Raw genomic sequence first — 24,669 nt, 5'->3', positions numbered from 1 at the left:
TTGATGCCATGCCAAACGCCCACCCCAGCAGCCACGCGGGGGCTCGCTGCCAAATGTGCATGGCGCGAGCCGGGTGCCGCTGGATCAGCGGCTTCGGCGCAGGACGCCGCCAGCGATCAAAGCGGCGTGCGGCGTAACAGCTGGCGCAGCAGCTTCAGCCCTTCCGGCCAGTCGCCGTGGCCGGAATCCACGTTGATGTGGCCGGCGCCGGCCAGCGTATGCAATTGCCCGCCCCAGGTATCGGCAAGGATGCTGGCGCGGTCCAGCGAGCAGGCATGGTCGTTGTCGCTGGCGACCAGCAGCGTCTGGAACGGCAGCGGCGCAATCGGCAGCGGCAGGAAGCTGCGGAAACTGGCCGGCACATCCTCGCGCGCCACATCGGCCGGCGCCACCAACATGGCGGCGGCGATCTTGCTGCGGTGTTGCGACAGCGCAGCCCAGTGGCTGGCCGTCACGCAGCCCAGGCTGTGTGCGACCAGGATCACGCGGCCGGCGGCGGCGGCAATGGTGGCTTCCAGCCCGCGCACCCAGTCGGCGGCGGTGGGCTCTTCCCAATCCTGCTGCGCCACGCGCAAAAAGCGCGGGTAGCTGCTGCACCACTGGCTCTGCCAGTGCTCGGGGCCGGAATCGCGCCAGCCCGGCGCCACCACCACGCTGTTGCCGGCATCCAGCCAGCGTTCGATCAAATCCATCAACGTGCTCCTGTCCGTGACGGCGAGCCGAAATAACGCGGTTCGCCAAGATGAAAGCCCTGCACTGCATCGGCACCGGCATCTACCGCCAACTGGTGCTGGGTGGCGGTTTCTATGCCCTCTACCACCACTTCCGCTTCCAGCTCGTGCAGCAGCTCCACCAGCTTGGGCAGCGCGCGGCGCAGCGGGGCGGAATGCTCGGCGCGGGCAATCAGCTCGCGGTCGACCTTGACAATGTCCGGCTCGAACGTCCACAGCCGGTCCAGGTTGGCATGGCGCGAGCCGAAGTCATCGATGGCAATGCCGTAGCCACGGGCGCGGTAGCTCTCGATGGCCGCCCGCACCTGACCCACGCGTGAATCGGGTATCGCGTCCTCGGTGATTTCCAGCACGATGCGTGCTGGCGACCAGGCCACGCTGTCCAGAATGCGCCCGAATGCCTCGCCATGGCGTGATTCCACCTGCACCAGCAATTGCGGATGCACGTTCAGGAACAGCCGCGTGTTCTCACTCTGGAACGTGGCGCAGTTGAGCAGGTGCAAGGTGCGGCATAGCCGGTCGAATGCCACCAGCTGCTGGCTGGCCGCGCTGGCGAATGCCTGCATCGGCGGCAGCGGCTTGCCGCGTGCCGTGGCGCGCAGCAGCGCTTCTTCCGCGATCACCTTGCCATCACGGTTGAAGATGGGCTGGAACACGCTGGCCAGATTGAGGCCCAGCGCCTTCACGGTGATGCCGCGTGCCGGGTCGATCAGGAAGTCGGCATTGGGCCAGTCTTCCAGCGTGGGCAGCGGTACCGGCAACGGCAGCCGCCCGGCAAGGTCTTCGGTGGGTATGCTCATGGGACGTCTTCGATGGCAATAAAAAAAGCCGGGGTTGCCCCCGGCCTGCTTGACCGCATCTGCTTGCTACGCGGTCAAACCATGGGCAGGGCTCAGCGGTTCGGCTGCGGTGTCAGGCGCAGGTACGGGCGCACCGCGCGGTAACCCTTGGGGAAGCGCTGGGCGATTTCGGCTTCGTCCTGCAGCGAGGGCACGATCACCACGTCGTCACCATCCTGCCAGTTGGCGGGGGTCGCCACCTTGTAGCCATCGGTGAGCTGCAGCGAATCGATCACGCGCAGGATTTCATTGAAATTGCGGCCGGTGCTGGCCGGGTAGGTCAGCGTCAGGCGGATTTTCTTGGCCGGGTCGATGATGAATACCGTGCGCACGGTCAGGTTGGCCAGCGAGTTCGGGTGGATCATGTCGTACAGCTCTGCTACCTTGCGGTCGGCATCGGCAATGATCGGGAAGTTCACGCGGGTGTTCTGCGTTTCGTTGATGTCGGCAATCCACTTTTCGTGCGAATCGACCGGGTCAACGCTCACCGCCAGCGGCTTGACGTTGCGCTTCTTGAATTCATCGGCCAGCTTGGCGGTATAGCCCAGCTCGGTGGTGCAAACCGGGGTGAAGTCCGCCGGGTGGGAGAACAGCACGATCCATTGGTCACCAGCCCAATCGTGGAAGCGGATTTCGCCTTCCGAGGATTGCTGGGTGAAATCGGGGGCGGTATCGCCAAGACGCAAGCTCATGATCTAACTCCTGATTCGATGGTTGAGGCGCTGCCCGCAGGGGCAGCGCACACGAACAGCATAGTCGGTCGTTTTTACTTCTTGGCGGCAATGGCAGCCTGGATCTGGTCGAATACGCCACCATCGCTGAAGTAAGTGGTCTGTGCCTTGGTCCAGCCGCCGAACACGTCGTCGATATCAAACAGCTTTACGTTGGGGAACTGCTTGGCGTACTTGGCGTAGACTTCCTTATCGATCGGGCGGTAGTAGTTCTGCGCGGCGATTTCCTGGCCTTCCTTCGAGTACAGGTACTGCAGGTAGGCTTCGGCCACCTTGCGGGTGCCCTTCTTGTCGACCACCTTGTCGACCACGGCAACCGGCGGCTCGGCCTTGATCGAGATGCTCGGCGCGATGATGTCGAACTTCTCCGGGCCCCATTCCTTGCCGGCGAGTACCGCTTCGTTTTCCCATGCCAGCAGCACATCGCCCTGACCGCGTTCTGCAAACGTCACGGTGGAACCGCGTGCACCGGAATCGAGGATCGGCACGTTGGCCAGCAGCTTGGTCACGTATTCACGCGCCTTGTCGTCGCTGCCATAGGTTTTCTTCGCCCATGCCCAGGCCGCCAGGAAGTTCCAGCGTGCGCCGCCCGATGTCTTCGGGTTGGGGGTGATCACCTTGATATCCGGGCGGACCAGATCATTCCAGTCCTTGATGCCCTTGGGGTTACCCTTGCGCACCAGGAACACGATGGTCGAGGTGTATGGGGATGCATTGTCCGGGTACTTCTTTTGCCAGTCGGCACCCAGCAGCTTGCCCTTGGTGTTGAGCTCGTCAATGTCGTAGGCCAGCGCCAGTGTCACCACGTCGGCCTGCAGGCCATCGAGCACCGAGCGTGCCTGCTTGCCGGAGCCACCGTGCGATTGCTTGATCACCACGTCGTCGCCGGTCTTGGCCTTCCAGTACTTGGCGAAAGCCTTGTTGTAGTCCTGATAGAGTTCGCGTGTCGGATCGTAAGAGACGTTGAGCAGCTCGACGGTGGCGGCCCAGCCGGTGGTGGTAACAGCGGCCAGTGTCAGGGCAGCAAACAGTTTGCGATAAGACATTGCGATCTCCGTGCGTATTTGGAATATGAACACGACGGAGTGTGCCAGAGCGGTCTTTATTCAATAAAGAATGATGTTTTTTGTTTTTATTCTATTTTGATATAAACCAGCAAATCCGCGCTACAGCGCACATGGCACGCCAGCCTGGCTGTCTGTTTTTCATCAATTCCTGTGGGTTTTTCAGCAGTATCCAGCAGGCCGCGGCGTATCAGCACATTGCGTTCCATCGCCGGCATCAGCAGGGTGCCGCCGCTGCTGGCATGTTGCAAATGAACCACGCAAGTGCCGCACGTACCCTGCGCACAGCGCCATGGCAGATTGAGCCGGCCTTGCTGGCCCAGCAGGCGTACCGTGTCGATCAGCCTGCTGCCTGCGGGGGCGTGCGTAGCCAGCAGGAACTGCCCGTCCGCAGCGAAAAAGCGCAGCGCTACGGCAGCCGGCTCAGGCGACGACGGCGTGCTCACGGAACCACGCCTCGATCGCGGCCGGCGGCTGCGGCCGGGCGATGTGGTAGCCCTGTGCCAGATCGCAGCCCAGCCCGCGCAGGATATCGAGGATGGCAGCATCCTCGACGCCCTCGGCCACCACCTTGAGGCCGAAGCTGTGCGCGAGGCCGATGGTCGATTGCACGATCAGCACGTCGGGCTGGCTGGTGACCAGCGGTGCGATGAAGGTGCGGTCGATCTTGAGCACCTGCACCGGCAGGCGCTTCAGGTAGGCCAGTGATGAATAACCGGTGCCGAAATCGTCGATCGCCATGCTCACGCCCAGATCATGAAGGCGCGTGAGCCGGGCCAGTGCGGTTTCCGGGTCTTCCAGCAGCGCGGATTCGGTCACTTCCAGTTCCAGCAGTGATGCGGGCACGCGGTGGCGGCGCAGGCTGTCCACTACCAGGCCGACCAGGTCCGCATCCAGCAGGTTGCGTGCACTGATGTTCACCGCCACCTGGATGGTCAGCCCGCTATCGAGCCACTGCCGCACCTGCGCCAGCGCATGGTCGATCACCCACGCGGTGAGCGGGCGGATCAGCTCGGAGTTTTCCGCCATCGGGATGAATTCGCCCGGTGAGATCATGCCGCGCTCCGCATGCGACCAGCGCAGCAGCGCCTCGCAACCGGCGATGCTGCCATCCAGCGCGCTGACCTTTGGCTGGTACACCAGCGCGAGGCGGTCTTCGCGGATGGCCTGCGCCAGCTCGGCGTGCAGTGCCAGTCGCTCCGGCGTGAAGCGGTCCATGCCGCTGCGGTACAGGCTGACATGCTGGCGGCTGCGCTTGGCTTCGTACATGGCGATATCCGCGCAGCGTGCCAGCGAGATCGCATCGTTGCCATGCGCGGGATAGAACGCCACGCCGATGCTTGCGGTCAGCTCCAGCGCCAGGTTGCCGGCCCACAAGGGCTCGCGGATCACCGCGGCGATGTCATCGCATACCTGCGCCAGCGTGGCTTCCTGCCCGTCGAAGGGCAAGGCCACCGCCAGTTCATCGCCACCCAGCCGCGCGGTGTCCGCGCCTTGGGTCTTTACCCAGTCTGCCAGCCGCGTGCCCAGCGTCTGCAGGATTTCGTCGCCCACCTGGTGGCCCAGCGTATCGTTGATTTCCTTGAAGCGGTTCAGGTCCAGCAGCAGGAAGGCCAGCGCCCGGCCGGGCTCCGCGGCGATCAGGCTGTCGATGCGGCGGCTCATCCAGTAGCGGTTGGGCAACTGGGTGAGCAGATCGTGGTTGGCCAGGTATTCCTGCTGCGCCAGGTAGTGCTGGGCCTCGGATACATCGCGTATCGCCATCAGGATGTGTGGTGTTTCGCCATGCTGGAACGGGTTGAGGCGGATTTCGCTGTCGAACAGCGTGCCGTTGTCCATGCGTCTGAGCTGCCAGTTGAATCCGGTGATCAGGCCGGATGCGGCAGCATCGAGCAGTTCCTCGCCATGTGCGCCCGATGGCTGGCCATCGGGTTGTTGCGGCGGCGACAGCTCGGCCAGCGAGCGCCCCAGCAGTTCATGGTTGCCCACTACGCCGAACAGCTCGCATGCGGCATCATTGGCATCGACCACGTGGCCTTTCTCCACCAGCAGGATGCCGTCGTTGACGGTCAGGAACATCTGGCGGTGAAAACGCCCGTGCTGCACCAGCTGGCGCACGAAACGGCGCAGCGTGAACGTGAACAGGCCGATCACCACGCCCAGGATGGCCAGCGAGATCAGTCGCCAGTTCAGCCGCTGCTGCCACAGCGCGGTATAGGTACTGCGGTGTACGCCGTAAAAACTGCTGAACGGAAACTGCGCCGATTGCGACAGCATGAACAAGCCGTTGTCCGGTTGATCCGCCAGCGTGCCGCATGGTGCACCCGGCAGCGTGCTTTCGCTGTCCGGCGTGATGTTCACCGGCAGGCCCAGCCGGCGGTCGGTGGCGTCTGGCGCGCACAGCAGCAAGCGCCCATCCGAGCGCACCAGGCCGAAGGTCAGGCCGGGGCTGATGATCAGGCGCTGATAAAGCTCGTTGAAGCGTGCACCGGGCAGCAGGCTGCCCACCACGATCTTGCGGCCATTGCGCAGGCTGTAGCGCTGCACCACCGGAATGACGAAGCCGCCATCTGCCTCGGTCTGCACCGGCAGCCCCAGCACCTGGCCGGCATCGCTGGCGACGGCGGCGCGGATGCGTGTCTGCACCGCCAACCGGCCTTCCAGCCGGCCGTTCTGGTCCACCAGCCACAGCTGGTTGTCGTCCAGCACGAACAGCCCGTGCGATTGCGTGTCGTAGCGTGCGGCGGTCCGTAGCACATCAAGGTAGTCTGCGCTATCTACCGGATTGCGGTTGGCACGCACCGCCAGTTCGGTGCCAATATTGCCGACGCTTGCAACACTTTGTGCGAGGATCTGGTCAAACTGCGTGGTGACGAGGCGCGCGGCCGACAGCAGGCGGCGCTTGTACTGGGCCTCGCTGGAGCGGTAGTCATCCCAGCTTTCCCATGCCACCAGCACCAGCGCCCACGCACACAAGGCCACGCCCAGCAGCCAGACGTGGCGCCACTGGCGACGGGTATGAGGATCGAACAGACTCTTGGATGGCATTGAATAGCGTTTTCTAATGTTTTGGCGATTCTAGCTCACGCTCGCGTCACGGTGCCGCTGCAAGATAAAACCTGCAGGCAGGCGATCATCAGCAACTACAATCCACCATACATTACAGCCACCGGCGAGGTGGTGCTACATGATCAAAAAAATACGCATCGATCAGCTTACACCCGGCATGTATATCCACGACCTGAATGTGGCGTGGTTCGATCACCCGTTCGTGCGCAACCAGTTCCTGCTGGAAAACGACGCCGATCTGCAGCGCGTGATCGATACCGGTGTGCAGGCGCTGTATATCGATGCCACGCGCGGTCGCGATGTGGGCGATGCCCCCACGCTGGAAGAGGCGCAGGCGCACAATGAAGCCACGCTGATGGCGGCATTGGCCGAGCCAGTGGTGCCGGTGCGCATCACGGCGCAGGCGGAAATGAGCCGCGCCAGCCGCATCCACCAGGAAGCGGGCCAGATGGTGCGGCGCGTGATGATGGATGCACGCATGGGCCGCGCCATGGAAGTGGCCCAGGTCGAGGACGTGGCGGCGCTGCTGGCGGAATCGATAGACCGCAACGCCGGCGCGCTGATCGGCCTGATCGGCATCAAGAACAAGGACGAATACACGTTCCTGCACTCGGTGGCGGTGGGCACGCTGATGATCACGTTCGCGAAAAGCCTGGGGCTGGATCCGCGCGAGGTGCAGCAAGGTGGCGTGGGCGGCCTGCTGCACGATACCGGCAAGATGCTGGTGCCCGACCATATCCTCAACAAGCCGGGCAAGCTGACCGCCGAAGAGTTCGACGTGATGCGCTCGCACCCGCTGGAAGGGTGGAACCTGCTGCGCCAGATGGAGGGCGTGGACCCGGTGGCGCTGGATATCACGCTGCTGCATCACGAGCGCCAGGATGGCAGCGGCTATCCGTACAAGCGCAAGGCTGGCGAGCTGAGCCAATTGGTGCAGATGGCGTCCATCGTCGATGTATATGACGCCATCACTTCGGATCGCTGCTACCACAAGGGCATGCCCGCACCGCAGGTGCTGCGCAAGCTGTGGGAGTGGAGCCCGCACCATTTCAATCCGCAACTGGTGCAGTCGTTCATCCGCACCATCGGCATCTATCCGGTGGGCACGCTGGTCCAGCTCGAATCCGGCCGCCTGGGCGTGGTGATCGAGCAGAACGACGCTACCGCGCTGACGCCGGTGGTGAAGCTGGTGTATTCCACGCGGCAGAACAGCTATATCCCGCCGGAAATCCTCGATCTGGCGCATGCAGCGCGCAGCGGCGGCGACAAGATCATCGGGTTCGAGTCTGCAGAGAAATACGGTATTGATATCGCGCGCGTGCTGCTGGCGGCCTGATGAAGAAGTTGCTGGCTGCACTGGTACTGATCGGCGTCTGGTCGACCACGGCGCTGGCCATCAACTGGAGCGTGCACGGCTTGCCGGTGCAACTGGCGCTGTTCGGCCGCTTTGGCACTGCGGCGCTGGCGTGCTGGCTGCTGCTGCGCATTACCGGGCGCACGCTGCCCATGCATGCCGGCGCGCGGCGCGCCTACTTGGTGGGCGGGCTGGGCACCAGCCTGTCGATGGCGTGCACCTACTGGGCATCGCACAGCGTGTCGTCCGGCACCGTGGCGGTGCTGTTCGGGCTGATTCCCTTTTCCACCGCGCTGTTCACCCATCTGTGGCTGCATGAAAAACCGGCATTGCGTGAACTGGTGGGCGTGGCGCTGGGGGTGGCCGGGCTGGGGGTGATTTTTGCCCATGGCTTTGGCGGCGCGGCGCTGGGGCTTCTGGTGGTGCTGGTGGCGGTGATGCTGCAATCGGCTACCGCGGTGCGGCTGAAAATCGATTCGCAAGGGTTGTCCGCACTGGCGGTCAATACCGGCGCGCTGCTGGTTTGCGCAGCGCTGACCGGGCTGGCGTGGCTGCTTGCCGGCATGCCGCTGCCAGCCGTTGCGCCCATGCGCGCGCTGGGCGCGGTGGCCTACCTGGCCATCATCGGCTCGGCGCTGGGTTTCAGCGTTTATTACTGGATGATCCGCGAATGCCGGCCCGCGCAGGTGGCGTTGCTGTCGCTCGCATCGCCCGCGGCGGCGCTGTGGCTGGGCCATGCACTCAATGCCGAAACAGTCACCGCGCAAATCGTTGCCGGCACCGCATTGATCCTGGCGGGCCTTGTAGTGCACCAGATGGCGCCACGCAAAATGGTGCCGGATTGACTGCACGCTGATACAACGCTTGCTGCTGTAATCATTGCAGCGGCAAAAATCTGCGAATATGGTGGGTGGATATCCGCGCACAAGGATCGCAGATGAAGTCGTTTCCCCTGTTTCTGGCCGTTGCGGCGCTGTCACCGGTGGCGCAAGCTGCACCGTTTTCGCTGCCCGGCATCAATATGCAAAAGCAGGCCAATGCGGTGCTGTCGCTGATGTCGTATTCGGTGGTGCCCGATCTGACATCCAGCTCGGTCTCCATCAGCAATGGCAATACCGGCAACCCGGAAATCGGCATGACCCAGTTCGGCGGCGGTTTCACCATCAGCCATGACACGCCCCTTTATCTTGAGGGCGCGATTGCCGCCAGCCGTTACGATCCCACCTATCTGGCCACAGATGGCCAGGAAACGCGCAAGCTGCCGGTGAAATGGAATACGGTTTCCGGCACCGGCGGCATCGGCTGGGATTTCCCGCTGACCGAAGACAAGGAACTGGTGATCCGTCCCATCGTGAATTTCTCGCTGGGATATGTGGCCAGCGATCTGAGGCTGGCGCAGGCATTCATCAACTACAAGGCCGACACGGATATCGAGTTCCTGCACCATGGCACGCTCAAGGCCTATGGCTATGGCGGCTCGCTGATGCTCGATTACGAGCACGTGCGCCCCGAAGGCGAGATCGACATCGAGCTGCGCTACTCGGATATCCGGCTGGAAAGCTATGGTGGCACGTCGACAGCGGTAAAGGGGACTGCCGATGCGCAGACCGCCAACCTGTATGCCCGCTATCGCGCGCCCACCGGCCTGACTGCATTGAGCCGCCCGGTGCGCTACGTGCTTGAGCTGTCGCACTCACACTATATGGGCAGCCAGGCGGGCATCCTGGGGTTTGATTACCTGACCTCGGTCGGTCTGGGGCTGGAGCTTGATTCCAGCGCTTACGACATTTTCGTCACCCGCACCCGGCTGGTGCTGCGCCATGTGTTCGGCAACAACGTATCCGGCTATTCGGTGGGGCTGGCGGTCAGCTTCTGACGCGCAGGCGGGCGGTGGTCGCTGTGACGCGCTAAGCTGAAGGCTCGGGCCGCTGGCCGGGAGCGCGCAATGGCAAAGCCGGGTTACCTGTTGATATCAGCCTGCATGGCGGTCGCGATGCAGCACGCTGCTGCCTTGACGCTGGTGACCGAAGACTACCCGCCGTTCAATATGCTGTCTGGTGAGGTGGTTACCGGCATTTCCACCGAGCTGCTGCGTGAATCGCTGCAACTGGCTGGCCTGCGCGCCGATTTCAAGTTGTTGCCGTGGGCACGGGCACTGTTCCTGGCCCGCACGCAGCCCGATACCTGCGTGTACTCGGCAGTGCGCACCCATGAGCGCGAACACTGGTTCCAATGGATCGGCCCGCTGGTGGCGGACGATATCAAGCTGTTCGCACTGGCGAGTAATCCGGTCCGCGTCAACAACGTGGCCGATGCAAAGCGGCTGCGCGTGGGCGGCTATAACGGCGATGCGTATACCGATGTGGCAGAGAAAATGGGTATTCCGGTCGAGCGCGTGACCAGTGATGCACAGAATCTGCTCAAGCTGCACGCCGGGCGCATCGACCTGTGGCCGGCGGCAGGGTGGGGCCATACCGGGCGTTGCGCGCGGGGCAACGCGGCAGCATCAAGGCGGTGCTGACGCTGGCGGCGGGCAAGGACGGTGAAATGTGGCTGGGCTGCAACCCGCAGCTGGATCGGGCCATTTTAAGCAAGCTGGACGCAGCGGTGCGGCAGCTGCAGAAGCGGGGCGCGGTCGAGCGCATTTCGGCCGCTTACCGCTGATATGGCTACCGCCGCGTCAGCCGTCCACTTCCAAGTGTGACAGCACGCGCACGGTGGCGCCACGGTGCGCGGCGGTGAATGCCTGCCCGGCATCGCCCATGGCCTTGCGGCGCGCGGGATCTGCCAGCAGCGGCACCGCCAGTTGCGCCACTGCGGCGGCATCTTCGCCCTGCAATGCCGCGCCGCGCTCCAGTGCCTCGGCCGCTGCCTGCGAGAAATTATAGGTGGATGGCCCCAGCAGCACCGGCGTGCCTACCGCACACGCTTCGATCAGGCTCTGGCTGCCAAACGGCAGCAGCGAGCCGCCGATGATGGCCACATCCGTTGCCGCGCTCCACGCCACCATTTCGCCCATGCTGTCGCCCAGCAGCACCTGCACATCGGCCGGCAGCGGGGTTTCCTGCCATTGACTACGGCGCGCTACGCGCCAGTCGGCCGTTTCGAGCAGGCTGGCGACTTCATCGAAGCGTTGCGGATGGCGTGGCACCACGATCCACAACGTATCCGCCGGCAGGCCGGCAGCGCGCAGCGCATCGCCCAGCAGCAGTTCTTCGCCTTCGCGGCTGGATGCTAGCAGCAGCACCGGCCGGTTACCGAACAGACTGCGCCAGTGCAGGCCGCGCTCGACCATGGCCCGGTCCGGCACGTTTTCGAACTTGAGGTTGCCGGTGACGTGCACATTACCGGTGCCCAGCGCGATCAGGCGCTCGGCATCGGCCGGGGCTTGCGCCAGCGCGCCGGTCAGCCGACCGAATGCCGGTGCGGCCAGCCAGCGTATGTGCTGGTAGCCGGCGGCGGATTTGGCTGATAGCCGCGCGTTGACCAGCCACACCGGCACGCGCTGGCGCCGGCATGCCGCCAGCAGGTTGGGCCACAGCTCGGTTTCCAGCAGCAGGCCGATGGCGGGCCGGTAGCGCTTGAGGAAGCGCCGCACTGCGTATGGGTAGTCGTATGGCAGGTACATGATCTGCGCGATATCGCCGTACAGCTCCTGCGCAGTGGCGCGGCCGGTGGGCGTCATGCAGGTGAGCAGCAGCGGGCGGGCTGGGTATTGCTGGTGCAGTGCACGGATCAGCGGCATGGCGGCGCGCATTTCCCCCACCGATACCGCGTGCAGCCAGATGGGCCGCGCACCTGCTGGCAGCGCCAGCGTGCTGTGGTCATACAGCGCCCAGCGCTCGCGCCAGTGCTGGCGGTATTCCGGCTGCTTGCGCGCGCGCCGCAGCAAGTACGTGGCAATCCCCGGCGTGATCAGGTAGAACAGCAGTGAATAGAAAAAACGGCTCACGAGCGGACCCCGGCCACCACGGCCTGCCACACGGTGGCCACATCCGGTGCGGCGCCGGCCCGGCCCAGGTTGACCGCGTAGCTGTTGGCCAGCACACCGGTCCTGACGGGGTCAGACGCGCAGAAGATCGCCACCACCGGTGCGGCCACCGCCGCAGCCAGATGGGCCAGGCCGGTATCCACACCGACGACGATGGCGCTGCCAGCCAGCAGCGCGGCGGCTTCGGTCAGGCTGAGGCGGGGGGCGACCATGGCATTCGGTATGGCTGTGGCCAGGCGTTCGGCACGTGCGCGTTCCGCCGGGCTACCCCACGGCAGCACGCTGGCCAGCCCGGCTGCGGCCAACTGCTGCCCCAGCGCGATCCAGTGTGCTTCCGGCCATTCCTTGTCGGCACGGCTGGTCGCGGTGAGCAACACCGCATGGCGCTGGTCGGGCAGCCACGGCAACGCTGCGGCCGCTGCCGGCAAGCCGTAATCGACCGGGCCGGCCGGCGTGTAGCCCATGGCGGCTGCCATCAGCTGGCGGCTGCGCAGCACCGCGTGCTGATCCCGCGATACCGGATACCGTTTGCTGTACAGCAGGCTGGCCAGTGGCTCACGAATGCTGTGGCGGTCGTAGCCGGCCAGCGGGCCATGCGCAAAGCGGCCGATGGTGGCGCTTTTCAGCAAACCCTGGATATCGAGCACGAGATCGTAGCGCGTGCTTTGCAACTGCTGGCGGAACGCGGCGAATTCACGGCGTGTTGCCGCGTCCAGCGCGTTTTTGCGCCAGCGGCGCAGCGCGATGGGAATCACCCTGCTCACCGCCGGGTGCAGCCGTGGCAGTTCGGCAAAGCCTTCCTCGGCCACCCAGTCGATGCGGGTGTCCGGCAAGGCGCGGGCCAGATCGGTGACCGCCGGCAAGGTATGGATGACATCGCCCATCGACGACAGGCGAAGCAGCAGGATTCTGGACATGGCCGTGATTGTACTTGCCCGGCCTGCGCGCGGCGATGTGCCTTTACCGCCGGCCCGGCCGGCGCAGGCTGGCCCGGATGCAAATTGGCCAACCAGCACATACACTGATTGAATCGGCAGAGGGCAGGATGCAATGGGCGGCGACGACAACTGGATGGCAATCGCATGGGGCGTGGCAACGCTGGGCTGGCTGGCGGCGCTGGCGCTCGGTATCTCGTGGCAGCGTGCCCGTTTGCGCGCGGCGCAGCGCGTGAACGAACGTATCGATGTGCTGACCGGCCTGCCCACGCGCGCGACGTTTCTGGAGCAGGCCGGGCGCGAGGTCAACCGCAGCCAGCGCGGCGGGCACCTACTGTCGGCGTTGCTGGTGGATATCGACCAGATGCGCAAGTTGAACGAGCGCTACGGCACGCATGGCGGTGACCTGGTGCTGCAGCACGTGGCCGAGTGCTGCCGGGGCAGCGTGCGTGATTTCGATCTGCTGGGGCGTTTTTCCAGCGAGGAGATCGCGCTGGTGCTGCCCGATACCCCGCTCGATGGCGCGCAGACGGTGGCGGCGCGCGTGCGCCAGCGCGTGGCTGCCACGCCGGTGACGCTGCCGGACGGGCGCGAAATCAGCGTCAGCGTGACCGTGGGGGCGGCAATGATCGCCGACGAATCGGATACCATCGAAGACCTGCTGCTGGCCGCGGATGCCGCCTGTGGCGTGATCCATACCGACGAGCGCTGACCGCCTGACGGTTGGGCCAAAAGGTAAAGGCGTAAATGCCCTGCGGGGTGCTACACTGCGCGCCCTGTCGGGTGCCTGCCATGCGTGGCGGGTTAAACTGGGAATCGGGTGTATCAGCAAACCCCGAGCTGCCCCCGCAACGGTAAATTGCATGGACGCTGTACCACGATGCCACTGGCTGCAAAGCCGGGAAGGCGGTACAGAAGAGCAATGAGCCCGGAGACCGGCCTGACACTGCAGTGCGGAAGACTCGGGGTGAAGTCCGAAGTACGACCGGCATATGCCGGCGCTCGGGCTATCCGCAGGATTTCCGCACGCCGCATGCCGGTCGGTCTTTCGCACTCCCTTTCATGTTCACGGGAGTGTGTCCAATGTCCAGCCTGTTCCAGCGTAGCTTTTTCCGCAATAACCGCCTCACGCCGCTTGCGGCTTGCCTTGCCGTGCTCGGTAGCGCCCATGCCGCCGATGTACCGGCTTACACCCTGGATCCGGTCATCGTGACCGCCGCACGGGTGCCCGGCCCGGAAAGCACCGTGCCGGCCAGCGTGACCGTCATTACCGCCGCCGATATCGCGCAATCGACCGCTACCACCGTGCAGGACGTGCTCTCCGGCGCTGCCGGCGTGCATTTCTTCAGCAGCAACGGCACGCCGGACGGCATTGTCGACCTGCGCGGCTTCGGCATGAATGGCAGCAGCAATACGCTGATCCTGGTCGATGGCGTGCAGCAGAACAGCAATGATCTGTCCGCGCCCAATCTGTCTTTCCTGCCACTGTCTGCCATCGAGCGCATCGAGATCGTCCGTGGCAGCGGCAGCGTGCAATACGGTGGCGGTACCACCGGTGGCGTGATCAACATCATCACCAGCGGCGCATTCCGCGCTGCCGATATGGTTGAGGCGACCGGCACGCTGGGCAGCTTCAGTTTGCGCCAGCTCGACGTTGCGCTGCACAAGGCCACCGGATCGGTTGCGGTCGACGCATACGGCCAGGCCATGCGTACCGATCACCAGCGCGACAACAACGCCGAGGAGCGCAACAACCTGGGCGTAGCGCTGGCGTGGCGCCACGATGGCGGCAATATCAATGTGTACGTCCGTGGCGGCGACCAGCACCTGGGCCTGCCAGGTAGCCGCAAGGTAGATCCGGCGACTGGCCTGAACGAATACGCGAATGATCCGGATGGCACGTCGACACCGAAAGACTACAGCGACGTGCAGAACCGGAGCGCCGGCTTCCAGCTGGTGCAGGCCGCCGGCCCGGGCATGCTGTACGTTGAAGGCGCGGTGCGTGGCAAGGACACCGATAGCTACTACAACAGCATCTATGGCGATTATTACGACCAGCGCGAGCTGACCGAGAAAACTGCGGCCATCCGCTACCAGCTGCCATTCGGCGATGGCCAGCAGATCGTTGCCGGCTTCGACTGGCTGGGCAGCAACATGGACGTGGGCCAGGGCGCCGTGCCGGTGGCGGCAATGCAGACCGCACAACGCCATCGTGCGGTATTTGCCGAAGCCAACCTGCTGGCATTCAGTGAAACACGCATCACGCTGGGCGCGCGCCACGCGTGGCTGAACGATGAGGTGACCGACCTGAGCGGCTATGGCTTCAGTTCCGGCAGCGATCGGGGCCTCAATGCGTGGCAACTGGGTATCCGCCAGCCGTTCGGCAGCGGTTTCTCGGCGTATGCCAGGGTGGGCCGCAGTTTCCGCCTCGCCAACGCGGATGAGCTGGTTTACACCATGGTGCCGCTGCAGCCGCAAACGTCGAAAGACCAGGAAATCGGCGTGGGCTGGGATGGCAACAACGCCAGTGCGCAGCTGGCCGTATACCGTTACGACCTGGAAAACGAGATCTACTACAGCCCGCTGGCCAATTTCGGCTTCGGCGCCAATGTGAACCTCGACCCCACCCGCCGCGATGGCGTGGAGCTATCCGGCCGCTATGCATTCACGCCGGCCATCGTGTTGTCGGGCAACCTGACCTGGCAGGACGCCACCTTCCGCCGCGGCAATGCCAGCGGCGTGAACATCGCCGGCAATACCGTGCCGATGGTGCCGGCGTGGCTGTCCAACGTGGCGCTGGCCTGGCAGGTGGTGGAGGGCTCGCAACTGGCGTTCAACGTGCAATACGTGGGCGAGCAGCGCCTCGACAACGATCAGGCCAATCAGTTCGGCACGAAGTTGCCCGCCTACACGCTGGTCGGTGCACGCTACACGCAACGGCTGGCCAGGAACTGGGATGCATCGCTGGTGGTGGACAACCTGTTCGACAAGCAATACGCCAGCTACGGCATCCGCGCCGGCAGCCTGGGCACTACCGGCGCCTATAGCCTGTACCCGGCTGAAGGGCGCAACGTGATGGCATCGATCTCTGCGCATTTCTGAGAGCCTGTTCTGCACGGTATTGGGGTTATCTGTGGATAACCGGCATCAGGAACCCGGCGGAGCCGGGTTCTCACCTGTTCTGGCGGGCGAAACGCCGGCTCTTCCTGATCGATTCCACACCTCTCGCCCTCGCTGTCGCTCGTTGGTGGCATGAATGAGTACTGTTGAATCAGATGCATTTCAGATGGCGAACCGGTGATGGTCCCGGGGCAGACGGCATCAGGAACCCGGCGGAGCCGGGTTCTCACCTGTTCTGGCGGGCGAAACGCCGGCTCTCCCTGATCGACTCCACACCCTCCGCCTTCGCCGCCGCGAGGGAGCCTCGCTGTCGCTCGTTGGTGGCATGAACGAGCGCTGTTGAATCAGGAGGCCGGGTGTATTTCAGATGGTGGGCAGGTGATGGAGACCGCAGGCACGCGCTATCAGGGGCCCGGCTGAGCCTGGTTCCTGCCAATCCGGCAAGCAAATCTGAGGTTCAGCTGTCCATTTGGGCAGGCTGCCGGCGGCGGTATAATGGCGGATCAAGCCACATACCGTGCCATTGGAGCTGCATCATGAAAATCGTCCGCGCCATCGAAGTCTGGGACAAGGGCATGGAAGGGGGCTTCATCGGCCACTTGCCGCTGGCCGAAAGCGTCTCGCCGGCCTTTCTGTTTGCGCTGTTCGAGCACGAGCAGGACAAGCCGGACCCGGACATGAAGCTGTCGTACATGCTCGATGCCGAGCGTATCGCCAAGCTGCAGCCTTATGTGGCTGAGCAGATGGATAGCGGCCAGTTCGATTACATCCTTACCGCATTCGGCGTGCCGGATTATTGATACACAGCCTGGATTGATCGCTACCGTGGCACTCCGGGGCCGCATCGACGGCCGCCGTACGGCGCGCGGTGCGTCAGCCTTTCAGCACCAGCGGCAGCCCTGCCGCGACGAAGCGCACTTGCCCGCACACTGCAGCCACCGCCTGGTTCAGCCGGCCGGCTTCATCCACGAACAGCCGGGTGCCGGCGCCCATGGGGATCACGCCCAGCCCCACTTCATTGCTGACCAGGATGACATCACCGGCGGCGTGCGCCAGTACATCGAGCAATGCCGCGCGCTCGTGCACGAATAGCGCAGAGGGGGCGGGCACGCCTTCGTCCGGTACATCATGCGCGGTGCTGAACAGTGTATTGGCCAGCCATAAGGTCAGGCAGTCGACCAGCACCACGCAATCTGCTGCTGCGGCGTCACGGATGGCGGCGGCAACGGCGATGGGTTCTTCCACCGTTTGCCAGTGCGCGGGGCGATCTTGCCGGTGGCGTGCAATGCGCGCGGCCATTTCGGCGTCGCCCACCGTGGCGGTGGCAATCACCACGACCGGCTTGCCCGATCCGGCAGCCAGTTTTTCCGCGTAGGCGCTTTTGCCCGAGCGGGCACCGCCAAGGATCAGCGTGGTGGTCATGGTGGGGATGGTTTCCAGTCGAGCAGGGTGACGCTGCCAAATGGCAACGGGTGATCGAATGCCTGCGTGGTGGACCAGCCGTGCTGCTGCGCCAGCAGGCTGCGGATCACCCCGGCATGCGTGACGGCCACCACCGGTAGCGGCTGCCTTGCGGCATCGCTGGCCCAAGCTGCGGTCCTGGCGTGCAAGGCGCCCAAGCTTTCGCCACCGTGGGCGTCTGCCGCGTAGTCGCTGGTTATCCACGCATCGAGCGCAGCGGCGCCGATGGCATCCCACTGCTGGCCTTCCCAGCGGCCGAAATCGAGCTCGAGCAGCCGCGCGTCGATCAATGTTGGTGTTTGCAGCGCTTCGGCCAGCAGCCGGCAGCGCTGCAAGGGGCTGGTGTAGCAGGCAAAGCGCGCCGGCAGTTGCGCCAGCCAATGCGCGGCATCGGTGACGGGTTCGGCCAGCGGCAAATCGAGCTGGCCGTAGCAAATCCCGGGCACGTGCTGCGGCGCCGGGTGGCGGATCAGGTAAAGCGCCATGCCCATGGTGCCCAGGCGGCAAAAGTCAGGTAAATGGCGAGCTCGGCCAGTTGTTGCGTCATGCCCAGTGCATCACCGGTGTAGCCGCCAATGCGCCGCACCAGATAGCGCGCAACCAGTGCACGCAGCAGCGCCAGCACCAGCAAGGCGATCAGGCCGGCGCGCCAGTCGAACACCAGCAGCGGCGTGATGCCGCAGGCGGCAGCAAGCAGCAAGCCCCGGCCGCCCAGCCTGGTGGCAACGGGCTTGGCCTTGCCGGCTGGCCGCACGTAATCGAGCGTGGCCAGCAGGCTGGCTGCAACGAAGCGGCTGGCTGCATGCGCCGCGATCAGCGCCCCGGCAATCCACTGCGCCGGCAGCGCGGCCAGCGTTTCCAGTTTCAGCATGAAGGCCAGCAGCAGCGCTACCGCGCCAAAGGTGCCGATGCGCGAATCGTGCATGATTTCCAGTGCACGCTCGCGCGTGTAGCCGCCACCAAAGCCGTCGGCCGAATCGGCCAGGCCGTCCTCATGGAAGGCACCGGTGAGCAGCACGCCGGCAATCAGGCTGAGCACCAGTGCCACGCGCGGGGTGAACACCTCTGCGCCCAGCCACCACACCGCGGCAAGCAGCGCGCCCACCAGCAGCCCCACCGCTGGAAACCAGCATGCGGCGCGGTCGAGGTCGTCCTCCCGGTAGCCTACCCATGCCGGGATGGGAATGCGGGTGAAATAGGCGATGGCGACCAGCGGCGGGCGTAGCCAGCGCTGCAGTGCTTCAGGCATCCCGGTCGCTCACGCCGGCGGATTCGAACGAGGCCATTTCGTTGAGGATAGCTGCAGCCGCACGCACCAGCGGGAACGCCGTGGCCGCACCGCTGCCTTCGCCCAGGCGCAGGCCCAGATCCAGCAGCGGTTCGCCACCCAGGTATTGCAACAGGCGGCGGTGGCCCTGCTCGCCCGAGCAATGCGCGAACACGCAGTAATCGAGCACTGCCGGGTTCAGCTTGCTGGCGACCAGCAGCGCGGCAGTGGCGATGAAGCCATCCACCACCAGCAGCATGCGGCTGACCGCGCCCTGCAGGTAGGCGCCCGCCATCATGGCGATCTCGAAACCGCCGAACGCCGCCAGCGCTGCCATCGCATCTTTTGCATCTGCATGGCGCGCCAGCACCTGTTGCAGGATGGCCAGCTTGCGTGCCAAGCCGGCATCATCATGGCCGGTGCCACGGCCGGTGCAACTGGCCAGTGGCGTGCCGGTGAGGCGTGCCATCAGCAGTGATGCGGCCGAGGTATTGCCGATGCCCATTTCACCCAGCGCCAGTACCGTAGTGCCCAGCGCGGCGAAATGGCGGACGATCTCAGCACCGTGCTGCACGGCCAGATCGGCCTGTTCCGGCGTCATGGCCGGGCCTTCCAGGCTGTTTTGCGTGCCGCGCGCCACTGCCACGTCGATCAGCAAGGGGTGCGGCGCAAATTCGGCATTCACGCCTGCATTCACCACTTTGAGCGCCAGGCCATTGGCACGGCACAGCACGTTGATGGCGGCACCACCGGCAAGGAAGTTGTGCACCATCTGCGGCGTGACTTCCGGTGGAAACGGGCTGACGCCCGCACGTGCCAGGCCATGATCGGCCGCAAACACCAATACGGCGGGGTTAACGATTTGCGGGTCCAGCCGCTGCTGGATCATGCCCAACTGCAGCGCCAGTGCTTCCAGTCGGCCCAGGCTGCCTACGGGCTTGGTCTTGCGGTCCAGCTTGTGCTGCAGCGCGGGGGCAAGGTCTTGGGCAAGGGGGGCAATGTTGGGCATGGCGGTGCTCGTTTTCCGGATGGCCGCATGATACGCGCTTGGCCGCCTCGGGGCCTGCGCGACGCGGTTTCAGGGTGTTGCCATCGCCGGATAGGCCAGCGGTTGGGGCAAGGCCTGGCTTCTTGCCAGCACCAGTTCGACAAAGGCGGCGGCGGCCGGCGTGGGGTGGTATGCCCATACGCAATAGACGCGCCGGCGTGGCGCATCACGCACCGGCACGATGGCAAGGCCCTGCATGCCGGCGGCGGTTTCGGCCGGCACCATGCCGATGGCAAGGCCACGGCGGATCACCCGTTCCATCAGGCTGGCATGGTCGACTTCGAAGTGCACATGGCGGGTCAGGCCGGCGGCGGCATAGGCTTCGTCGGTCTGGCGGCGTGCGCCACTGCCGGCGCGGTAATCCACGCAGCGCTGCACCGCCAGATCACGCAGGCAGACTTCGCTGCTGCTGGCCAGCGGATGGCCGGGCGGCAGCACGGCTACCAATGCTTCATCAGCCAGCAACAGCGTGTTGAGCCCCTCGATGATTTCGCCCGGCCACAGCCCGACAAACGCGACATCGCAGCGGTGCTCGCGCACGTTCACCAGCAGGTGTTCGCTCATGCCGGATGCAAAGCGTACGTCCACCTGCGGGTGCATGCCGTGGAACTCGGCCAGCAGGTCGACGGTATCGAGCACTGTCAGTGCCGAGATCAGCCCCACCGACAACGCGCCGCGGATCTGCCCGGTGGCGGCTGCTACTTCATCGCGGATGCGTTGCTCGCTGTGCAACAGCTGGCGCGCTGCCGGCAGGAAGGCGTGGCCGGCCGGGGTAAGGCGCACCCGGCGCGAGGTGCGCTCGAACAGTGGTGCGCCCAGCTCTTCTTCCAGCCGGGCAATCTGGTGGCTGAGGGCGGATTGCACGGTATGGCAGCGCTCTGCAGCGCGCGTGAAGCTGGCTTCTTCGGCCACGGCAACCGCGTAAGCGATCTGTCGCAGATTCATTGCATCGCAAAATGTGATTGATCCGATGAAAACAATACATTGGTGTCATGAATCGCGCCAGATGGATACTGCACGGCATGACGATCAAGGACAACGATATGACTGCTCCGCACCCCGCGCCGCGGCTGACCACCGGCCTGGTACTGCTGATGGCATTTGCCACCGGTCTTGCCGTGGCCAGCAATTACTACGCGCAGCCCTTGCTGCATACGCTGGCCACCACCTTCGGTATTTCGCTGGGCGCTGCCGGTTTCATCGTGACGGCGGCGCAGTTGGGCTACGCGGCAGGGCTGGTGTTGCTGGTGCCTCTGGGTGATCTGCTGGAGCGGCGCAAGCTGATCGTCGGCATGACCGTGCTGGCGGCATTGGGCTTGTTGATTACCGGCAGCGCACAGAACATCGGCATGGTGCTGGTAGGCACCGCACTGACCGCCTTGCTGTCGGTGGTGGCGCAGGTGCTGTTGCCGTTTGCCGCTGCGCTGGCCGAGCCGGAGCAGCGCGGCAAGGCCGTGGGCACCATCATGAGCGGGCTGCTGCTGGGCATCCTGCTGGCGCGTACCGTTGCCGGCACGTTGGCCGGCCTGGGCGGCTGGCGCACCGTGTATTTCGTCGCCGCGCCGCTGTTGATCCTTACCGCGGTGGCGCTGTGGTTCGTGCTGCCCACTCACAAGGAAGCCAACCGGTTGAGCTACCCTCAGTTGCTGGCCTCCGTATGGGCGCTGGTGGTGGAAGAGCCGTTGCTGCGTTTGCGCGCGTTGCTGGGCGGCCTGTCGTTCGCCATCTTCAGCGTGTTGTGGACGCCGATGGCCTTCCTGCTGAGCGCGCCGCCGTATCACTACGGCGATGCGATGATCGGGCTGTTCGGCCTGGTCGGTGCTGCCGGTGCGCTGGCTGCGTCTTATGCGGGCCGGCTGGCGGATCGCGGCCATACCGAGCGCACCACGCTGTGGGGGCTGCTCAGCCTGTTGCTGTCGTGGCTGCCGATCGCGTTTGCGCCCTCGTCGGTCGTCGCCTTCATCATCGGCATCCTGGTGCTCGATTTTGCGGTGCAGGCGGTACACGTGAGCAACCAGAGCGTGATCTACAAGCTGCGCCCGGAAGCACGCAGCCGCATTACCTCGGCGTACATGACCGCGTATTTCATCGGTGGGGCCAGTGGATCGCTGCTGTCTGCGGCGATCTATGCGCATGCCGGCTGGCTGGGGGTATCGGCCTTGGGAGCGGTGTTGAGTGCGGCGGGGGTGGTGGTTTATCTGGCCAGTCGCCGGCAAGCTTTGACGCAGCCCACCTGAAAACCGGCCTGAAGCGGATAAACATCGGCGCAGGCGCGGCCAGACGAAGCACAGGCGCGGCGAGAAGTGGTTGAACTGGCTAGCGCCATGCTGGCCGGGGAAAGCTGTTTTCTGGACGGTGCTGCTTTTTTGGGCGCCATGCATTTCCGCCTTGCTATCGATGAGAACGATGAAGGCGTCCTGTTTTTTTCGCCATCGCTTCCAGCGCCGATCACTTGCCGTTGGGTGCCGCACGAGTCCATTGGGCGAAGGACGCGCTGGCGCGGCGTGAGGTTGAAATAGCAGCCGCTACCGCACATGCGCGTCAGCTTGGTGATGATGTGTGCCGTGCGCTGGTCCGGCGATTTGGCCCTGCCGGATAGTGCTTTTGCTGGTGCTTGTCGTATTGGATGGTGTTGCACCTGAAGGCACTTATTCGCGGTACCGAATCGACGCGATCTTCCGGGTATCTAACAGACGAAAAAAAAACGGCGACCCGCGGGTCGCCGTTTCAACTACTGCTGCTCTCTGTTACTTGGTGTTGTCGATCACGACCTGGCCGTTGTACTTCACCTGGCCGCGGAACATGTAGTCGACGCATTGCTTGTAGTCGCCCGGATTGGCCAGCGAGAACGGCATCTGGTAGTCCACCAGCGAGCACGCCCAGCTCACGCCACCCGGATTGTTGGCGTTGTAACCCCAGTTCTTGTCGAGGTAAGTCTTGGTTGCCGCGGCGGAACCCGGCTGGAAGCCCTTCATCGCGGCGCAACCCAGTGCCTCGTTGGCCGGGATGGGCACGCCGAGGTCAGCTGCGAACGCCCGGTAAGACGCGATGCGGTTCTGCACTTGCGGTTTTTCGGCGCCGCCGCCGCCACACTCGATGCCACCGTTGATGATATGAACGGTCGCGCCGAAGCCCGGGCTCATATTGTTGGCAACGTCGACTGCGTTCGGCACCCAGGTACCGTCAACCACCCAGGTCATCGGTGGCTTCGGCGATTGCGGGTAAACGGCAAACCAGATGGCCGAGGCAAAGTTCAGCCAGGTATCGGCAACACGGCCCGGGTTATCCAGCAGTACGTTCACATCGCCATACAGCGATTTGCTGAACGGGCCGAAGTTGTAGTTCCACGACAGCTGCTTGGAGCCACGGCCGAAGTAATCGATGGTCTGGCCCGAGGCATTCTGTGCGCATGGGTAGAAGATCGAGAAGATCGAACTGCCGGCACCACGGAAGCAATCCTGGTACGCGCCGACTGCCGAGCCTTCGTTGTAGCCGGATTCACGCAGATACCACAGTGCCTGCTTGTACGACGGGATGGCGGTGTTCTGGTCCATTGTCGCCAGCACGGCGTTGTTCTGTGCCGGATAGGTGCGGGCCGTGGCCGGTGTCAGTGCAGGCCAGTTGGCGCCGGTTTCCTGGGCGAAGTGCGCGAACGAGGTCGCCAGCAGCTTGCGGCAGATGGCATCGCTGTCGCGACCGTCGCTGTAGGTGGCGCAATACGCCGGGAACTTGGCCACGCCACGCAGGAAGTTCACGTAGGTGTAGGCCACGTTGCGCACCGGGAAGAACGAATCGAACTTCGCTTCGTTCATCACGCGTTCCACACGCTTCACGTTGTCCGGGTTGCCGGTACGGCCAGCGACCACGGCATTCACCTGGTCATCCGGCAGCACGGCCAGTGCGGCACGGATGCGGTTGATGGCTTGCGCATCGGTACCGGCTTGTGAAGCCAGCGCGGCTTCATCAGCGGCAAACTTGGCATCGGTCGGGTAGCCGGCCGGTGCGGCGATGAAGGTGATTTGCGGCTTGTATGCAGCAGGCGGCGGTACCACGGTCGGGTTGCCCGACGGCGTTGGCGTGACGGTTGGCGGCACCGTGGTCGGTGTCGGGGTCGTCGTCGGCTTGGTACTCGGCGTCGTTGTTGGTGTGGGGGTGACCGTTGGCTTGATCGTCGGGGTCGGGCTCACGCCTGCGACAGGTGTCGGGGTAACCGTGGGCTTCGTGGTCGGTGTCGGGGTGATCGGGCAAGCGGCGCCGGCGGCACCCAGATCGGTCCATGGCTTGCCGTCACCGGTGTTCGACGACGGGATATCGCCCGATGTCCACCACTTGGCTTGGTAGTCACGGCCGTTGTAGTTCACCTTGGCACCACCGTTGTATGCAGTGGTGCTGCTCCAGGTCGGATTGTTGCTGCCAGTGCCGCAGCTGGCCGGTGTCGGGGTGACGGTCGGGGCAATGGTCGGCGCGATCGTTGGTGTCGGCGTGGCGCTAGGCTTCGGCGTGGCGGTAACGGGAGCAGTGGTCGGCGTCGGGGTCGCGGTGGGCTTGGGGGTTGCAGTCGGTACCGGCGTGGCTGTCGGTACGGGGGATGGTGTACCGCCAACGCTCACGCCCTGGTCACCCCATAGCGTGGGGGTGGAGGCCGGATTCCAGCCTGCGCCGACATAGGCAGTGTGGGTAACCAGCGCTTTGTAATCGTGGCCGTTATAGCTGACAAAGGTGCCTGCCGTGTAGGTCTGGCCTTCCTGCCAGGCAGGATAGGCGGCGAACGCCTGCACGAACACCAGCGCAGCCGGAATGGCCGCCAGGGTGAAGCGATTGAACATGGACTCTCTCCTCCAACTTATCGGGATCAGCCCGGCTATTTTGCCGTGACTGGCGCTCGTCAATTTCAAGCAAGAAATGCGGCGCAACGCAGCTGCGATTACATCGATCCCAGCCTTGCTATCGATTAGTGGGGAGGTGTGGATGATTGTCAATAGCCCGGTTTATCGTTTGATCATGTAGTTGTAATACTTGCCGATTCGACTACATGTGCTGATGCACGGATTCTTCCGGT

23 protein-coding genes and 1 riboswitch are annotated in these 24,669 nt (G+C 64.4%); of the genes, 9 read left to right on the top strand and 14 right to left on the bottom strand.

The annotated features are described in order from the left end of the window. Nucleotides 1-116: 116 nt before the first annotated feature. From IGB42_RS04340 to IGB42_RS04315, 6 genes are all read right to left on the bottom strand, one after another. The gene (locus IGB42_RS04340) at nt 117-692 is read right to left on the bottom strand and encodes an alpha/beta hydrolase (protein WP_159667328.1); all 576 of its coding nucleotides are present in this window, start codon (nt 690-692) and stop codon (nt 117-119) included. Next, a complete protein-coding gene (locus IGB42_RS04335; protein ID WP_159667325.1) occupies nt 692-1,531 on the bottom strand; it encodes an EAL domain-containing protein in 840 nt (279 codons plus the stop codon). The genes IGB42_RS04340 and IGB42_RS04335 overlap by 1 nt, the downstream gene beginning before the upstream one ends. Before the next feature lie 92 nt (nt 1,532-1,623). Next, complete coding sequence (locus IGB42_RS04330; protein ID WP_159667322.1) at nt 1,624-2,262, bottom strand: peroxiredoxin; 639 nt, start codon at nt 2,260-2,262, stop codon at nt 1,624-1,626. A gap of 74 nt (nt 2,263-2,336) precedes the next feature. Next, the gene (locus tag IGB42_RS04325; RefSeq protein WP_159667319.1) at nt 2,337-3,347 is read right to left on the bottom strand and encodes a sulfate ABC transporter substrate-binding protein; all 1,011 of its coding nucleotides are present in this window, start codon (nt 3,345-3,347) and stop codon (nt 2,337-2,339) included. A gap of 86 nt (nt 3,348-3,433) precedes the next feature. Beyond that, nucleotides 3,434-3,811: a 2Fe-2S iron-sulfur cluster-binding protein gene (locus IGB42_RS04320; protein ID WP_159667316.1), complete on the bottom strand. Its 378-nt coding sequence runs from the start codon at nt 3,809-3,811 to the stop codon at nt 3,434-3,436. After that, nucleotides 3,789-6,413, bottom strand: coding sequence for a bifunctional diguanylate cyclase/phosphodiesterase (locus IGB42_RS04315; RefSeq protein WP_159667312.1), 2,625 nt, complete (start codon nt 6,411-6,413; stop codon nt 3,789-3,791). The genes IGB42_RS04320 and IGB42_RS04315 overlap by 23 nt, the downstream gene beginning before the upstream one ends. Nucleotides 6,414-6,552: 139 nt before the next feature. On the opposite strand from IGB42_RS04315, the gene IGB42_RS04310 reads away from it, so the two are divergent. The 5 genes from IGB42_RS04310 to IGB42_RS04290 all read left to right on the top strand — a co-directional run bounded on the left by IGB42_RS04310 (nt 6,553) and on the right by IGB42_RS04290 (nt 10,452). Next, the gene (locus IGB42_RS04310) at nt 6,553-7,770 is read left to right on the top strand and encodes an HD-GYP domain-containing protein (RefSeq protein WP_159667309.1); all 1,218 of its coding nucleotides are present in this window, start codon (nt 6,553-6,555) and stop codon (nt 7,768-7,770) included. Then, nucleotides 7,770-8,633, top strand: coding sequence for a DMT family transporter (locus IGB42_RS04305; RefSeq protein ID WP_159667306.1), 864 nt, complete (start codon nt 7,770-7,772; stop codon nt 8,631-8,633). Before IGB42_RS04310 ends, IGB42_RS04305 begins: the two co-directional genes overlap by 1 nt. A gap of 92 nt (nt 8,634-8,725) precedes the next feature. Continuing rightward, on the top strand, nt 8,726-9,664 hold the full coding sequence (locus IGB42_RS04300; RefSeq protein ID WP_159667303.1) for an autotransporter domain-containing protein: 939 nt from the start codon (nt 8,726-8,728) through the stop codon (nt 9,662-9,664). A gap of 117 nt (nt 9,665-9,781) precedes the next feature. Beyond that, complete coding sequence (locus tag IGB42_RS04295; RefSeq protein ID WP_159667300.1) at nt 9,782-10,309, top strand: ABC transporter substrate-binding protein; 528 nt, start codon at nt 9,782-9,784, stop codon at nt 10,307-10,309. Further along, on the top strand, nt 10,303-10,452 hold the full coding sequence (locus IGB42_RS04290) for a hypothetical protein (RefSeq protein ID WP_159667297.1): 150 nt from the start codon (nt 10,303-10,305) through the stop codon (nt 10,450-10,452). Before IGB42_RS04295 ends, IGB42_RS04290 begins: the two co-directional genes overlap by 7 nt. 16 nt (nt 10,453-10,468) lie before the next feature. On the opposite strand, the gene waaA is transcribed toward IGB42_RS04290, so the two are convergent. Beyond that, a complete protein-coding gene (gene waaA / locus IGB42_RS04285; protein ID WP_159667294.1) occupies nt 10,469-11,740 on the bottom strand; it encodes a lipid IV(A) 3-deoxy-D-manno-octulosonic acid transferase in 1,272 nt (423 codons plus the stop codon). After that, nucleotides 11,737-12,696 carry a lipopolysaccharide heptosyltransferase I gene (gene waaC / locus IGB42_RS04280; protein ID WP_159667291.1) on the bottom strand — a complete coding sequence of 320 codons (960 nt, stop codon included), beginning with the start codon at nt 12,694-12,696 and terminating at the stop codon, nt 11,737-11,739. The genes waaA and waaC overlap by 4 nt, the downstream gene beginning before the upstream one ends. Before the next feature lie 133 nt (nt 12,697-12,829). Between waaC and IGB42_RS04275 the strand changes: the two genes are divergently transcribed. The 3 genes from IGB42_RS04275 (at nt 12,830) to IGB42_RS04265 (ending at nt 16,634) form a co-directional block, all read left to right on the top strand. Next, a complete protein-coding gene (locus tag IGB42_RS04275; RefSeq protein ID WP_159667288.1) occupies nt 12,830-13,426 on the top strand; it encodes a GGDEF domain-containing protein in 597 nt (198 codons plus the stop codon). A gap of 52 nt (nt 13,427-13,478) precedes the next feature. Then, nucleotides 13,479-13,673, top strand: a riboswitch (cobalamin riboswitch). Between the two features lie 124 nt (nt 13,674-13,797). Further along, complete coding sequence (locus IGB42_RS04270) at nt 13,798-15,816, top strand: TonB-dependent receptor (RefSeq protein WP_159667285.1); 2,019 nt, start codon at nt 13,798-13,800, stop codon at nt 15,814-15,816. Nucleotides 15,817-16,370: 554 nt separating this feature from the next. After that, on the top strand, nt 16,371-16,634 hold the full coding sequence (locus IGB42_RS04265) for a hypothetical protein (protein WP_159667282.1): 264 nt from the start codon (nt 16,371-16,373) through the stop codon (nt 16,632-16,634). Nucleotides 16,635-16,707: 73 nt separating this feature from the next. Here the strand turns inward: IGB42_RS04265 and cobU are convergent, their stop codons facing one another. From cobU to IGB42_RS04240, 5 genes are all read right to left on the bottom strand, one after another. Beyond that, nucleotides 16,708-17,256, bottom strand: coding sequence for a bifunctional adenosylcobinamide kinase/adenosylcobinamide-phosphate guanylyltransferase (gene cobU, locus IGB42_RS04260; protein ID WP_159667279.1), 549 nt, complete (start codon nt 17,254-17,256; stop codon nt 16,708-16,710). Further along, nucleotides 17,253-17,780, bottom strand: coding sequence for a histidine phosphatase family protein (locus IGB42_RS04255; RefSeq protein WP_159667276.1), 528 nt, complete (start codon nt 17,778-17,780; stop codon nt 17,253-17,255). The genes cobU and IGB42_RS04255 overlap by 4 nt, the downstream gene beginning before the upstream one ends. Continuing rightward, nucleotides 17,765-18,544 (bottom strand): adenosylcobinamide-GDP ribazoletransferase, encoded by a 780-nt coding sequence (locus IGB42_RS04250; protein WP_159667273.1) that lies wholly within the window; start codon nt 18,542-18,544, stop codon nt 17,765-17,767. The genes IGB42_RS04255 and IGB42_RS04250 overlap by 16 nt, the downstream gene beginning before the upstream one ends. Continuing rightward, nucleotides 18,537-19,571, bottom strand: coding sequence for a nicotinate-nucleotide--dimethylbenzimidazole phosphoribosyltransferase (gene cobT / locus IGB42_RS04245; RefSeq protein WP_159667270.1), 1,035 nt, complete (start codon nt 19,569-19,571; stop codon nt 18,537-18,539). The genes IGB42_RS04250 and cobT overlap by 8 nt, the downstream gene beginning before the upstream one ends. Before the next feature lie 69 nt (nt 19,572-19,640). Next, entirely contained in the window at nt 19,641-20,555 is a 915-nt protein-coding gene (locus IGB42_RS04240) for a LysR family transcriptional regulator (RefSeq protein ID WP_159667267.1), read from the bottom strand. A gap of 47 nt (nt 20,556-20,602) precedes the next feature. On the opposite strand from IGB42_RS04240, the gene IGB42_RS04235 reads away from it, so the two are divergent. Continuing rightward, nucleotides 20,603-21,847 carry an MFS transporter gene (locus IGB42_RS04235; RefSeq protein ID WP_236822488.1) on the top strand — a complete coding sequence of 415 codons (1,245 nt, stop codon included), beginning with the start codon at nt 20,603-20,605 and terminating at the stop codon, nt 21,845-21,847. A 510-nt stretch (nt 21,848-22,357) separates the two neighbouring features. On the opposite strand, the gene IGB42_RS21945 is transcribed toward IGB42_RS04235, so the two are convergent. Continuing rightward, nucleotides 22,358-24,436, bottom strand: a complete 2,079-nt coding sequence (locus IGB42_RS21945; protein WP_201799819.1) for a glycoside hydrolase family 19 protein — start codon at nt 24,434-24,436, stop codon at nt 22,358-22,360. Between the last annotated feature and the right edge of the window lie 233 nt (nt 24,437-24,669).

The sequence above is a fragment of the Andreprevotia sp. IGB-42 genome (assembly GCF_009848685.1).
In the GTDB taxonomy this organism is placed as follows: domain Bacteria; phylum Pseudomonadota; class Gammaproteobacteria; order Burkholderiales; family Chitinibacteraceae; genus Andreprevotia.
This window is presented reverse-complemented; position numbering and strand designations above follow the sequence as displayed.